This window comes from Paraburkholderia rhizosphaerae (genome assembly GCF_004366595.1).
Lineage (GTDB): Bacteria > Pseudomonadota > Gammaproteobacteria > Burkholderiales > Burkholderiaceae > Paraburkholderia > Paraburkholderia rhizosphaerae.
The window spans coordinates 205,057-218,872 of the sequence record NZ_SORE01000003.1; the positions used below are offsets into that span (position 1 = coordinate 205,057).

The 13,816-nt window shown below is 62.9% G+C and carries 14 protein-coding genes; all 14 read right to left on the bottom strand.

All coding sequences use genetic code 11. The features are described 5' to 3' along the window. Positions 1-66: 66 nt before the first annotated feature. The 14 genes from BX592_RS04965 to BX592_RS05030 all read right to left on the bottom strand — a co-directional run bounded on the left by BX592_RS04965 (position 67) and on the right by BX592_RS05030 (position 13,811). Entirely contained in the window at positions 67-1,854 is a 1,788-nt protein-coding gene (locus tag BX592_RS04965; RefSeq protein ID WP_134190551.1) for an acyl-CoA dehydrogenase C-terminal domain-containing protein, read from the bottom strand. A gap of 59 nt (positions 1,855-1,913) precedes the next feature. Further along, positions 1,914-2,522, bottom strand: a complete 609-nt coding sequence (locus BX592_RS04970) for a TetR/AcrR family transcriptional regulator (protein WP_134190552.1) — start codon at positions 2,520-2,522, stop codon at positions 1,914-1,916. Between the two features lie 241 nt (positions 2,523-2,763). Beyond that, positions 2,764-4,017, bottom strand: a complete 1,254-nt coding sequence (gene clsB, locus BX592_RS04975) for a cardiolipin synthase ClsB (protein WP_134190553.1) — start codon at positions 4,015-4,017, stop codon at positions 2,764-2,766. Next, positions 4,014-4,502, bottom strand: a complete 489-nt coding sequence (gene nudB / locus BX592_RS04980; protein WP_134190554.1) for a dihydroneopterin triphosphate diphosphatase — start codon at positions 4,500-4,502, stop codon at positions 4,014-4,016. Before nudB ends, clsB begins: the two co-directional genes overlap by 4 nt. A gap of 240 nt (positions 4,503-4,742) precedes the next feature. After that, on the bottom strand, positions 4,743-6,545 hold the full coding sequence (aspS, locus tag BX592_RS04985; RefSeq protein WP_134190555.1) for an aspartate--tRNA ligase: 1,803 nt from the start codon (positions 6,543-6,545) through the stop codon (positions 4,743-4,745). 64 nt (positions 6,546-6,609) lie between these two features. Continuing rightward, positions 6,610-7,266, bottom strand: coding sequence for a DUF502 domain-containing protein (locus BX592_RS04990; protein WP_134190556.1), 657 nt, complete (start codon positions 7,264-7,266; stop codon positions 6,610-6,612). Between the two features lie 83 nt (positions 7,267-7,349). Then, a complete protein-coding gene (locus tag BX592_RS04995; RefSeq protein WP_134190557.1) occupies positions 7,350-7,730 on the bottom strand; it encodes an FmdB family zinc ribbon protein in 381 nt (126 codons plus the stop codon). Positions 7,731-7,941: 211 nt separating this feature from the next. Beyond that, the gene (locus tag BX592_RS05000) at positions 7,942-8,619 is read right to left on the bottom strand and encodes a methyltransferase domain-containing protein (RefSeq protein ID WP_134190558.1); all 678 of its coding nucleotides are present in this window, start codon (positions 8,617-8,619) and stop codon (positions 7,942-7,944) included. 111 nt (positions 8,620-8,730) lie between these two features. Continuing rightward, complete coding sequence (gene ubiB, locus BX592_RS05005; protein ID WP_134190559.1) at positions 8,731-10,308, bottom strand: ubiquinone biosynthesis regulatory protein kinase UbiB; 1,578 nt, start codon at positions 10,306-10,308, stop codon at positions 8,731-8,733. 15 nt (positions 10,309-10,323) lie between these two features. Then, positions 10,324-10,968, bottom strand: a complete 645-nt coding sequence (locus tag BX592_RS05010) for a ubiquinone biosynthesis accessory factor UbiJ (protein ID WP_134190560.1) — start codon at positions 10,966-10,968, stop codon at positions 10,324-10,326. Between the two features lie 137 nt (positions 10,969-11,105). Beyond that, positions 11,106-12,107, bottom strand: coding sequence for a Tim44 domain-containing protein (locus BX592_RS05015; RefSeq protein WP_134190561.1), 1,002 nt, complete (start codon positions 12,105-12,107; stop codon positions 11,106-11,108). 38 nt (positions 12,108-12,145) lie between these two features. Next, a complete protein-coding gene (ubiE, locus tag BX592_RS05020; protein ID WP_134190562.1) occupies positions 12,146-12,877 on the bottom strand; it encodes a bifunctional demethylmenaquinone methyltransferase/2-methoxy-6-polyprenyl-1,4-benzoquinol methylase UbiE in 732 nt (243 codons plus the stop codon). A gap of 78 nt (positions 12,878-12,955) precedes the next feature. Then, the gene (locus tag BX592_RS05025; RefSeq protein WP_134190563.1) at positions 12,956-13,375 is read right to left on the bottom strand and encodes a gamma-butyrobetaine hydroxylase family protein; all 420 of its coding nucleotides are present in this window, start codon (positions 13,373-13,375) and stop codon (positions 12,956-12,958) included. A 7-nt stretch (positions 13,376-13,382) separates the two neighbouring features. Further along, the gene (locus BX592_RS05030; RefSeq protein WP_134190564.1) at positions 13,383-13,811 is read right to left on the bottom strand and encodes an HIT family protein; all 429 of its coding nucleotides are present in this window, start codon (positions 13,809-13,811) and stop codon (positions 13,383-13,385) included. Positions 13,812-13,816: the final 5 nt, after the last annotated feature.

A 13,816-nucleotide genomic window follows, 5' to 3' on the forward strand; every position in this document is an offset into this window, starting at 1 on the left:
AGTCATGCAATGTTGCGCGGGGCGGCCGTGCGAGACATTCGCGGCGCCCCCCGCGCGGGTTGTTCGTCAGAACAGCGCTTCGTCGATTTCCATCAGCGTCTTGGCGCCCGCGCGCGCCGCGCGGATCGTCGACGCGGTTTCAGGCAGGAGTTTCGCGAAGTAGAAGCGTGCGGTGGCGAGTTTCGCCTTGTAGAAAGGATCGCCGGAGGCTTCGTTGTCGAGCGCGACGCGCGCCATGCGCGCCCAGAAGTACGAGAACACCAGATGCCCGACCGTGCGCAGATACGGCACCGCAGCCGCGCCGACCTCGTCCGGGTTCTGCATCGCCTTCATGCCGATTTCCATCGTCAGCTTCTGCACCTTGTCGCCGATATCCGCGAGCGGATTGACGAACTCCTGCATCTCGGGCTTTACGCCCTCTTCTTCGATGAAATCGGTGACGAGCTTGCCGAACTTCTTCAGCTTCGCGCCCATATCGCCCAGCACCTTACGGCCCAGCAGATCGAGCGACTGGATCGCGTTGGTGCCTTCGTAAATCATGTTGATCCGTGCATCGCGCACGTATTGCTCCATCCCCCACTCGGCGATGAAGCCGTGGCCGCCGTATACCTGCAGCGCGAGATTCGTGCCTTCGAATGCGTTGTCGGACAGGAACGCTTTCAGGATCGGCGTGAGCAGTGCGACGAGATCGGCGGATTCCGAGCGGACCGCGTCATCGCCATGCGACAGCTCCTTGTCGATCTGCAGCGCGGCCCAGTATGAAAATGCGCGCGCGCCTTCCGCATACGCCTTCTGCGTGAGCAGCATGCGGCGCACGTCCGGGTGGACGATGATCGGATCGGCCGCCTTCTCAGGCGCTTTTGGGCCGCTCAGCGCGCGCATCTGCAGACGGTCTTTCGCGTACACGAGCGCGTTCTGGTACGCGACTTCCGTCAAACCCAGGCTCTGCATGCCGACGCCCAGACGTGCCGCGTTCATCATCACGAACATCGCGTTGAGCCCTTTGTTCGGCTCGCCGACCAGCCATCCTTTCGCGTTGTCGAGATTGATCACGCAGGTCGCATTCGCGTGAATGCCCATCTTGTGCTCGATCGAACCGCACTTCACCGTATTGCGCTGGCCCGGCTCGCCGGCTTCGTTCGGCAGAAACTTCGGCACGACGAAGAGGGAAATGCCTTTCGTGCCGGACGGCGCATCGGGTAACCGCGCGAGCACCAGATGCACGATGTTTTCGGCAAGATCGTGTTCACCGCTCGAAATGAAAATCTTGGTGCCGGTGATCGCATACGAACCATCGCCATTCGGTTCGGCTTTCGTCCGCAGAATCCCGAGGTCAGTGCCGCAATGCGCTTCGGTCAGACACATCGTGCCGGTCCACACGCCGGACACGAGCTTCGGAAGATACGTCTGCTGCAACTCGGGCGTGCCATGCGCATGCAGGCACTCGTACGCGCCGTGCGACAGGCCCGGGTACATCGCCCACGCCTGATTTGCCGAGTTCATCATTTCGTAAAGCGCGTTGTTGACGAACTGCGGTAGCCCCTGTCCGCCATACGAAGGATCGCACGCGAGCGCGGGCCAGCCCGCTTCGACATACTGTTGATACGCTTGCCTGAAACCTTTCGGCGTGGTCACGACGCCGTCGCCGTCGTACGTGCAGCCTTCCTGGTCGCCGCTATGGTTCAGCGGAAACAGCACTTCAGAACAGAACTTGCCGGCCTCTTCGAGCACCTGGTTGATCGTGTCGGCGTCGAGGTCAGCGTGCTTCGGCATCTGTTTCGCCTCTGCCTCAACATTCAGCAACTCGTGCAGCACGAATTGCATGTCGCGCAACGGCGCGGCGTACTGTCCCATGTGTCTCTCCAATCGAGAATGTTGGCCCGAGAGCGCCGCCGATGTCGCAACGCGCACCGCTAACGGTTCGCGCCCTCGCTGCTTTGGTATGAAACGATCAGCTTTTCCAGCGCAGCCCACGTCAGACGCACGGCATCGGGCAGATGCAGAAACCGAGCGTCATGATGCAGACCCAGTGTGAAGCTATACAGTTCGAACAACATCAGCTGCGGATCGGTATCCGGGCGCAGATGTCCTTCGTCGATCGCCTGCGAAATGGCGCGTGTAAGCGCCGCCCGCCACATCGTCACGCTCGCGACCAGCTGTTCGCGCACCGGGTTATCCGGACGGTCGTCGTACTCGACCGCACCGCTGATATAAATGCAGCCGGTCGTGACTTCCTGGATGCGTTTGTCGATCCAGCGGGAGATCATCGAGCGCAAACGCGGCAGGCCGCGCGGTTCGCGCAAGCTCGGAAAGAACACCTCGTCTTCGAAGCGACGGTGGTATTCGCGCACGACTTCGACCTGCAGGTCCTCGCGCGATCCGAAGTGCGCAAACACGCCACTCTTGCTCATCTGCATGCGCTCGGCCAGCAAACCGATCGTCAGACCTTCGAGTCCATCACGGCTTGCAAGGTCCAGCGCTGCATCGAGAATTGCGGCCCGCGTCTGTTCGCCTTTTCGCATAGCTTTTACCGTCAGATGGAGTGAAACGAAAATCGAACGGCCGTACTATTATTGTTGGCGGCCGTCCGCGAAACAAGGACTTTATTAGAAACGGGTTTCTAACCAGGTTTTCAATTTTGCGTCATTCGTCTTCGGCGCAATGCCAATTTTTTAGAGTTATTTGTCTGCATTGTCGGTTGTCGTGTACATGGCTTTCGATCGGATTCCGAACGCAGCGGCCGGCGCCATGCGCTCCAGTCTTCTAGTCGTAACCGCCGACGGTGATCAGCTTCATCAGCGCGCGGTAGCCCTGGTACATGAACCAGTTGACGAATTGCTCGGAGAGTGGGCGCGCCTCATAATGCGCCGCGTCGATGCTTCGGGACTCGGCAAACGCGGCAAGAATTGCGCCGCGCAGCTGGTCAAGCTCGCGATCCAGCACGAGCACGACGTTGGCTTCGTTATTGAGCACGAGGCTTAACGCGTCGAGGTTCGACGACCCGACTGTGCCCCAGTTGGAATCGACCACCGCGACCTTGCCGTGCAGCATCGTCTTCTCATACTCGGCGATCTTTACGCCGGCGCGCAGCAATGAGCGGTACAGGAATGGCACCGCGTAGTCGAGTATCGGGAACTCCTTCCTGCCGATCACGAGCCGCACGTCGACACCGCGCCGCGCGGCCAATGTCAACGCACGCCGCAACTTGCGGCCCGGCATGAAGTATGGGTTCGCGAGCAGCACCTCGGAGCGCGCCTGGCCGATCGCGGTCAGGTACGCCTTTTCGATCGCGCGACGGTTGACGATGTTGTCACGCGCGACGAACGCGACGGACGGCTCGCCCGCCGCGCGAACGTCACCGCTGCGCACGCGGCGCCGCGCGCGCACGAACTCGTCGGTGACACCTTGCGCATCGGTGGCTTCCGTCTCGGGCGTCGGCTTCGGGCGATGTCCAAGACGGATGCGGCGCCACTGCAGATCGAACGCGACACGCACGTCCGCGACCACCGGACCGCGCAGCTCGACCGCGAAATCCCAGCGCGGATAGTGCAGCCGCGTGCCGTTGTGGTCGTAGTCGTCGACGATATTGATGCCGCCGCAGTACGCATACGTGTCATCGACGACGGCGAGCTTGCGGTGCGTTCGGGAGAAACCGAAGCGGCCAAACAGATGCGGGTTGTAGACCCGATGTTCGATGCCCGCGGCCTGCCAGTCGCCGAACATCGGCAGGCGCGCGGTGCCGATGCCGTCGGTAATCACGCGTACGCGCACGCCGCGCGCGACAGCGCGTAGCAACGCGGCGGATACGTCATGACCGGCTTCGTCGTCCGCAAAGATGTAGGTTTCCAGCGTGACGATGCGGGTGGCCGCGTCAATACGCTCGATCAGCGCAGCGAAATAAGCGTCGCCGGAACTGAAGAGCCGCACATCGTTGCCGGTCCTGAAGCGGTAGCGCGACCAGTAGCGACGGCCAATCAGCCTCTGTCCGAAGTTGGCTAGACGGCGGCCGCCACTCATGCGGGACGCCCCTTGTCGCGCGTGCTCACGCGCGCGGGCAACTGCAGGATCGCGTCGCGGTTGGACCACGAAAAACATTTCGCCGCCGCTTCTTCGTACGGCAGCCACAGATGCGCGGTGTGCTCGCGCGGCGCGAGCGTGACTTCGACGCGGCGCGGCACTTGCAGGCTGAACCAGTGTTCGGTGTTGACCGTCACGCCTTCGGCATAGCGATGCCGCCACTCGGGGAATATCTCGAACTGGATGTGGTGATGCCAGTCGATCAACGCGTCGCGCGGCACCATTTCCGTGCCAACCGCGATGCCAGTTTCCTCGGCCACTTCGCGCGCCGCCGTTTCCGCGAACGGCTCGTCCGGGTAGTTGCGCGCGCCGGTCACCGATTGCCACAGCGCCGGCCGATCGGCTCGCTCGATCAACAGCACATCGAGCTCGGGCGTGTAAATCACGACAAGCACGGATTCGGGAATCTTCGGCGGTTTCGGCATGAGTCGTCTGTCGGAAGGCGTCGGCGACGCAGGTCGATCGGTGGGGGTTCACCGCGAATGTAACGCAAAAAACGAAAAAGGCGCTATCAAGCGCCTTTTTCGTGCGTGGCATCGGCCACTTCGCGGAACGGTTCAGCGAACGGTCGCCGCCTGATGTTCCGCGTTCGTTGCGACCTCATCAAGCCGTCAATGAGTGGTCACTGGTTGGCCACTGAGTGGCCAATCAGCGGTCAATGAGCCTCATTGCGCCTTCTGCTCGGCCTGACGCAGACGGATATGCAGCTCGCGCAACTGCCGTTCGTCGACTTCGCTCGGCGCCTGCGTCAACAGGTCTTGCGCGCGCTGCGTCTTCGGGAACGCGATCACATCGCGAATCGAGTCGGCGCCGGCCATCATCGTGACGATCCGGTCGAGGCCGAACGCGATACCGCCGTGCGGCGGCGCACCGTACTGCAACGCGTCGAGCAGGAAGCCGAACTTCAGACGCGCTTCTTCCGCGTTGATCTTCAATGCGCGGAACACCTTGCTTTGTACGTCTTCCTGATAGATACGCACCGAGCCGCCACCGATTTCCCAGCCATTCAGCACCATGTCGTAGGCCTTTGCGAGGCAGCGGCCCGGATCCGTTTCGAGGTACTCGAGATGTTCATCCTTCGGGCTCGTGAACGGATGGTGTGCGGCGACGTAGCGGTTCTCTTCCTCGTCATACTCGAACATCGGGAAGTCGATCACCCACAGCGGCTGCCAGCCGGTCTGAACGAGGCCATTCGCCTTGCCGAACTCCGAGTGGCCGATCTTCAGGCGCAGTGCACCGAGACTGTCGTTGACGACTTTCGCGCGATCGGCCGCGAAGAAGATGATGTCGCCGTCCTGCGCACCGGTGCGCTCAATGATCGCCGCCACCGCCGCGTCGTGCAGGTTCTTGACGATCGGGCTTTGCAGACCGTCACGGCCCTTCGCGACTTCGTTGACCTTGATCCACGCGAGGCCCTTCGCGCCGTAAATGCGTACGAACTCGGTATAGCTATCGATATCGCCGCGCGACAACTCGCCGCCCTTCGGCACGCGCAGCGCCGCGACGCGGCCATCTTTCGTGTTGGCCGGCGCGCTGAATACCTTGAAGTCGACGTCCTTCACCGCGTCGGTAAGGTCGGTGAACTCAAGCTTCACGCGCAGGTCCGGCTTGTCCGAACCGAAGCGGCGCATCGCTTCCGAGTACTGCATGACCGGGAACGGCGCGGCGAGCTCGACGCCGATCGTTTCCTTGAACACGTGGCGGATCATCGCCTCGAACAGATCGCGGATTTCCTGCTCGCGCAGGAACGACGTCTCGCAGTCGATCTGCGTGAATTCCGGCTGACGGTCCGCGCGCAGGTCTTCGTCGCGGAAGCACTTGGTAATCTGGTAGTAGCGGTCGAAGTTCGCGACCATCAGCAGTTGCTTGAATAGCTGTGGCGACTGCGGCAGCGCGAAAAACTGGCCTGCGTTCACGCGGGACGGCACCAGATAGTCGCGCGCGCCTTCCGGCGTACTCTTCGTGAGCATCGGCGTTTCGATATCGATAAAGCCTTGCTCGTCGAGGTACTTGCGCACTTCCATCGCGACGCGATAACGCAAACGCAGGTTGTGCTGCATCTGCGGACGACGCAGATCGAGCACACGGTGCGTAAGGCGCGTGGTTTCGGAGAGGTTATCGTCGTCGAGCTGGAACGGCGGCGTGACCGACGCGTTCAGCACGGTCAGCTCGTGGCACAGCACTTCGATCTTGCCGCTCTTCAGCCCGGCATTGGCGGTGCCTTCCGGACGGTTGCGCACGACGCCCTTGATCTGCACGCAGAACTCGTTGCGCACGCCTTCGGCGGTCTTGAACATCTCCGCGCGGTCCGGGTCACACACGACCTGAACGAGGCCTTCACGGTCGCGCAGGTCGATGAAGATGACGCCGCCGTGGTCGCGGCGCCGTTGCACCCAGCCGCACAACGACACGCTTTGGCCGAGCAGGTGTTCGGTCACCAGACCGCAGTATTCAGATCTCATCGACATGATGTTTGTCTTTCGTTTTGCGTGAGTGAACGGTGCGCGGCGCCTGTCGCGCCATGCACCGGCATTACATGGGTGGCTCGACGGGTGTGCGGCGCGCCGGCACCACCGGCGGCGCGGGCGGCGCGACGACGCCCATCGAGACGATGTACTTGAGCGCCGCGTCGACCGACATATCGAGTTCGACGACGTCGCTTTTCGGCACCATCAGGAAGAAACCGGACGTCGGGTTCGGCGTGGTCGGCACGTACACGCTGACGCAGTCTTCCTTCAGGTGATTGAGCACGTCGCCGCCGGGCGTACCGGTCAGGAACGCGATCGTATATGCGCCGCGGCGCGGGTATTCGATCAGCAGCGCCTTGCGAAACGCGTTGCCGCTCGACGAGAACAGTGTGTCCGACACCTGCTTCACGCTGGTGTACAGCGGACCGACCATCGGAATGCGCGCGACGATCAGCTCCCACCAGCCGACGAGCTTCTGCCCAATGAAGTTCTGCGTCAACAAGCCGACGATAAAGATGAAAGCAAGCGTCAGCACCGCGCCCAGACCAGGCAGGCGGAAGCCGAACAGATTTTCGGGGCGCCACGCACGCGGCAACAACAGCAGCGTCTGATCCATCGTGCCGATGATGAGGCCGAGCACCCACAGCGTGATGGCAAGAGGCACCAGCACCAGCAGGCCGGTCAGGAATACCGATTTGAGCGTCGTCTTTTTCGTCGTCATTGGCTTCGCCAGAAATCCGCGCGGACGTTGCCTCGCGCGGCGTGGCCGCCGCCACAAGGGCGGCTCGACCGCTTGTGTACTGCCTAACTGTTGCTTGCGCCGCCCGATGAGGCCGGCGCGGGGGCCGGCGTAGACGGTGTAGAGGACTTGGCTTCAGCGCTGCCCGACGACGCGTTATCGGCCGGCGCGGACGTGCCGCCTTCGGTCGATGCGCCTGCGCTGCTACTGTCGCCATTGCCGTTCTTACCGGATGCGTTCGACGCATTCGGCGCGTTGGAGTTGCCGCCGCGGAAATCGGTAACGTACCAGCCCGAGCCTTTCAGCTGAAAGCCCGCGGCGGTGACCTGCTTGCGGAACGTTTCGGCTCCGCACTCCGGGCAGCGCGTCAACGGCGCGTCGCTCAGCTTCTGAAGCACGTCTTTCCCGAAGCCGCACGACTCGCAACGGTATGAGTAGATCGGCATGACCTTTGTCCCTACAGAAATCTTGGAAGCGCTTGCAAAGCCTTGAATTATAGCCGCAAACGGTGTCGACTCCCGGAAATCGGGTATCGGCGGGCACGGAGATTGTTCGCCGGTAACCGGACCGCGAGGCCGGTTTTTGACGTCAGCGCGTGGGTAGCTTGCGGTAACGCCGGAAGGCGAACCCGTTAGCTGAGGGCGGCGGGCGCGAGAATCAAGTGCGCGAAGCGTGCGATGGCGCGCGTCGACGCCAGGTCAACCAGCGCTCGCGGCCCGCGAAGACGTCGATCGAATCGGCGACGGGTTCGTCTTCGAGCAGTTCGAATGAGGCTGCGAGCAGCGCATCGAGTTCCGCTCGATCGATGCCGAACGGCGGTCCTTTCCCGGTGGTCGCGATGAAAAAGAATCCGGCGAGCAATCCGCCTTCGCGAAGCAACGACGCGACCTGTTTTGCGTAAGCGTCGCGCCGCGCGGGCGGCAACGCGCACAGGAACGCGCGTTCATAGATCCAGCAAGGCGTGGTCGGCGGCTGATAAGCGAAGAAATCCGCCTGCTCCACGAATGCCGCGTGCGCCCCCATCTGCGTTCGCGCACGCTCAACCGCTTGCGACGCGAAATCGATCGCGCGCACTGGCCAGCCGCGTTCGGCAAGCCAGCGCGCTTCCCACGCGCTGCCGCAGCCGGGAATCAGCACCGGCATCGGCGCGTGGCGCGCGGCGAAGGTCTTGAATGCAGCCGGCACGCCGGCCTGGTCCCAAGGCGTGAAGCCTTGTGCGAAACGCTCGTCCCAGAAGTCCGCGGCGTTCGGATCGCGGGTCGAAAATTCGGGTGCCGCTGCTGGATTTTGCGGGCCGGAGCCGGGAGGTACCGGCGGTTGTTGAGGTTTCGTCATCGACTTTCCTCAGGAAATACTGCGGCGCCGGCGTGAACGGGTTGTCGCTGTGCGCCGCTCGATTGCCGCCCTGTATCGATTGTAGGCCGCTCGATTGCCATCTCCAGCCACTCACCCGCCGTAAGCGAATGCGATCCACGCACGCGCGAGCACCGCGCCGACGCCGACCGCGACGCCGAACATCAACAAGCCTTGCAGCAGCCGGTTGGTGCGCTTCTGTTCGAGCAGAATCTGACGGATCGTTTCGTCATTGACGCCACGCTGCGCGTCGTGCCGAAGCGCTAGCGCCTGGTGCACGAGCCGCGGCAATTGCGGCAACGTTTTGCTCCACTGTGGCGCTTCTATCTTCAGCCGCTCGTACCAGCCGCGCATGCCGATCTGCTCGTTCATCCAGCGTTCGAGGTAAGGCTTCGCCGTCTTCCACAGGTCCAGCTCAGGATCGAGCGAGCGGCCGAGGCCTTCGACGTTGAGCATCGTCTTTTGCAGCAGCACCAGCTGCGGCTGGATCTCAACGTTGAAGCGGCGCGACGTCGAGAAAAGCCGCATCAGCACCTGGCCGAGTGAGATGTCTTTCAGCGCGCGATCGAAATAAGGCTCGCACACCGCGCGAATCGCGCTTTCCAGTTCCTCGACACGCGTGTTCGGCGGCACCCAGCCCGACTCGAGGTGCAGCGTCGCGACGCGGTGGTAATCGCGCTTGAAGAACGCGAGAAAGTTCTGTGCGAGATAGTTCTTGTCGAAATCCGACAGCGCGCCGACGATCCCGAAGTCGAGCGCGATATAGCGTCCGAAATGCGTCGGATCGAGACTCACCTGGATATTGCCCGGGTGCATGTCCGCGTGAAAGAAGCCGTCGCGAAACACCTGCGTGAAGAAAATCTCGACCCCTTCGCGCGCGAGCTTCGGAATATCGACGCCAGCCGCGCGCAGTGTTTCCACCTGGCTAATCGGCACGCCCACCATGCGCTCCATCACGAGCACGTTCGGCGTGCAGAACTCCCAGTACATCTCGGGCACGAGCAGCAGATCGAGTCCGGCGAAGTTGCGCCGCAGCTGGCTGCCGTTCGCGGCTTCGCGCATCAGGTCGAGCTCGTCGTGCAGATACTTGTCGAACTCGCCGACCACCTCCCGCGGTTTGAGCCGCTTGCCGTCCGCCCACAGCCGTTCGGCCCATACGGCGATATCGCGCAGCAGCGCGAGGTCCGAGTCGATCACCGGAAGCATGTTCGGGCGCAGCACCTTCACCGCGACCGACTTGCCCGCATGCTGACCGGCCTTCACCGTCGCGAAGTGCACCTGCGCGATCGATGCGCTCGCGACCGGCACGCGCTCGAAATCGTCGAACAGCACACTGACCGGCGCGCCCAGCGCCTTCTCGATGATCGAGATCGCGACATCGGAGTCGAACGGCGGCACCTGATCCTGCAGCTTCGCAAGCTCGATCGCGATGTCGGGGCGCAGCAGGTCGCGCCGCGTCGACAGCACCTGGCCGAACTTCACGAAAATTGGCCCGAGACTCTCGAGCGCAAGACGCAAGCGCAACCCGGGCGGGTCCTCGAACTTGCGCCCGATCGTGGTGATGCGCAGTAACAGGCGCACGCGACGATCGTTGATGCGGCTCAGCATCATCTCGTCGAGACCGAACCGGATGACCGTAAAGAAAATCTTGAGAAAGCGCAGAAAACGCATGGTTGAGCCCGGTGACTAGCGCGTGCCGCGCGCGTTGGCGGCGGCACCCGGCGCAGCATTGCCGCGGGCTTCGACCTTCTGTTCGACGCGCTCGATGCGCTTTTCGACGCGCGCAAGCGTATCGCGGGCGCGCGCGAGTTCGGCGTTGAAGCCGTCTAGCGCGGCGCGGCGCACGAGCTGCGGGTTTTCATCGAGCAGATATTCGGCGACCGAGTCGAGCAGATTGCGCCCGGTGCGGCGCGCATGCTCGCCGACCGAGCGCGCAAACGACGCGATTCGCCATGCGGGCCCATCGCCGATAAACCGCGCGAGATCTTCCTCCGGCTCCCAGCGCAGATGCTCGGCGAGCTTCGCGATCAACGTGGCGAACTCCGCATCCCCTTCGATCTTTACATGCTTCATCACCGCCGCCTGGCCGCCTTGCAGAAACACCGGCAGCGCATCGGCGGGCACCGACACCGTGACATCCACCTGCGGCGCCGCGCTTTCGTCGACGGCGGCGACATAGCCTTCCGGCTGCACCAACAGCATCATGACGACCGGAGAACACGACAGCCGGGCAATCTTCCCGGCATAAGGAGCGAGGCGCTCGCGAGCCCACGATTCGCGGGCGAGCAGATGGTTGACGGCAGCGGCAAAGGGCTTGGCGGCAAGAGTCATCGGGTGTTGGAATGAAAAAACCCGCGCAAGCGGCTTGCCTGCGCGGGTTCCTATTGTAGCGTCCGTTCTCTTTCCGGCCTCCTCTGCCGAACGGGCTATTGACTCCTCACCGCGGTCTGTTCACCGCGGCGGCGAAGTCAGTGATGCGTAACCTGCTGAATGCCGGCCAGCAACCAGCCTTCGCCGCTCTTCGTCGATTTCGACAGATTCCAGATCTCGGCGAAAGGCTCGGCCGCGCCTCCAACCGTCTCGCGAATCAGCCCGGAAAAGCGCACGCTCGCGAGGTATTCGTCGGCGCGGTCTTCGATGCCGAGCAATTCCGCATTCAGTTGCACGACGTCCGTCTGGTTGCGCTCCTGACCGCGCGAATCGAGATCGATCTTGACCTCCGCGAACATCTCGGGCGTCGTGAACTCGCGGATGTCGGCCATGTTGCCGGTATCCCATGCTGCCTGCAGTCGCACGAAATACACCTTCGCATTGCGCAGGAACGCTTCCGAGTCGAAGTTCGCGGGCAGCGCCGCGGCAGTCTCGACACGCGGCGTGTTCAACGGATTGCCTTGCGGCTCGAGGTACGAACCGCTAGGCGGCGCGGTATAGCGCGGCTCCTGCGAGTAGCCGGTGCCACCCGCGTTGAGCGTCGGCGAGCCGCCCGCGTACGCCGGCGCGTTCGCGTCGCGCTTGCGGCCGAAGAATTTGCGGATCAGCCAGATCGCAACGAACGCGATCAGCGCGATAACGATGAAGTTGGCCATTGCGCCTGCGAACGCCTCGCCAAGCCCGAAGTGCGACAACAGCGCCGCGATACCGAGACCGGCGGCGAGACCCGCGATCGGACCGAGCCAGCGCGAGCGGTTAGGCTGCATTGCAGGCGCGGGAGCCGGCGCCGGCTGCGCGCGCTGCGTCTGCGCGCCCTGGCCTGGCTGCGTGGGCTGCGACGGCGGCGTGGTTTGCCGCTGCATCATCGACGACTCGTTCGACTGCCGGCCGAAACTGCGCCCGCCGCCCATGCGTCGCGCTTCAGCATCAAGCGAAGCCAGCGTGCCGACGGTGAGCAGACCGACCATCGCGAGCAGCCCGATTCTCCTCGCCCATGGCCCCACAACCTTACGATGAGATAACAGATTCGAATCGGACATTTCTGCAAATTCCTTTAAGAAACGAGAGGTTAGGGACGCTAATACTTTGTCCCGGTATGCAAGGCTACCACGCCAGCTGACAAATTGTAATATTTGACGCCGTCGATGCCAGCTTGTTCCATCATCGTTTTTAAAGTTTCCTGGTCCGGGTGCATCCGGATCGATTCGGCCAGGTAGCGATAACTCTCCGCGTCTTTGGCGAAACGCTCGCCAAGCCACGGCAACACCTTGAAAGAATAGACGTCGTACGCCTTCTTCAGCGGGTCCCACACTTTTGAGAACTCGAGCACGAGCACGCGCCCGCCCGGTTTCAGCACACGGCGCATTTCGGCCAACGCGGCATCCTTGTGCGTCATGTTGCGCAAGCCGAATGCCACTGTGACCACGTCGAAGTAATTGTCCGGAAACGGAATCTGCTCCGCGTCGCAGAGCAGCGCAGGCGTCACCACGCCCTTGTCCAGCAGCCGGTCGCGGCCCACGCGCAACATCGATTCGTTGATGTCGGTATGCCAGACCTCGCCGGTGGGCCCGGCCTGCTTCGCGAAGGCCTTCGACAGGTCGCCGGTGCCGCCCGCGAGGTCGAGCACCTTGAAGCCCGTCCGCACGTTCGCCTGCGAGATCGTGAAAGCCTTCCAAGCGCGATGCAGCCCGCCCGACATCAGGTCGTTCATCAGGTCATAGTTCGAGGCGACCGAGTGGAATACGCCCGCCACCTTCTTCGCTTTGTCCTGTTCGTCGACCGTCTGATAGCCGAAGTGGGTTTTGCTCATCGCGCTTGTCCTTTCGCGTTTTTTGACGATTGTTGCGCCGCATCGAAGCGGCGCGCGGGCGAATGGTACCAGCCCGCGTCAGTGGCAGTGGCCGTGCCCGTGCGGCGCCTGCGCGGCGGCCATCGGCGCGTCACGGTCGACGCCTGCAGCCGCGAGAGAGTCGAGATACTCGCGCCACAGTTCGTCCTGGCGAGTCGCGAGATCCCACAGCAGGTCCCATGAATAGATGCCAGTCGAATGGCCGTCCGAGAAGGTCGGCTGAATCGCATAGTTGCCGACGCCTTCGAGCGCGGTGATGGTCACGTCGCGCTTGCCCGTTTGCAGTGTCTCCTGGCCGGGCCCGTGGCCGCGCACCTCGGCCGAAGGCGAGTACACGCGCAGCAGCTCGAACGCCACCCGGTACGACACGCCATTTGCATATTGCAGTTCCAGCACACGCGACACCGCGTGCACGACAACCCCGGTCGGCACCGGCGTGTCGGAAGTCAGTCCACTCATGGTCACCTCAAGCGAGAGCCTGTTCGATCTCGCCACGCACTGCGTCGCGCAGTAGCGTGGCCTGCGCACGACGCTGCGACAGCATCGCTTCCGACACGGTCCGCTGACGCGGCGCCCAGATCGGCAACGGGAAGTGCGCGTCGTTCGAAAAGCGCGGAATTACATGCCAGTGCACGTGCGGCACCTGGTTGCCAAGGCTCGCCAGGTTGATCTTCACCGGTTTCAGAATGCGCCGCATCGCGCGTTCGACCGCATTCACGGTGCGCATTACGCGGTCGCGCTCCGCATCGGCCAGGTCGGAAAACTCGGCCACGTGCTGAGTCCAGATTACCCGGCAGAACCCCGGGTAATCCGGTTCGTCGGCAAGAACGACACGCAGCGTGTCGTCCTGCCACAAGATATCGCCGCCGTCTTCGCGGCAGAAAATACAATCCATCGTCG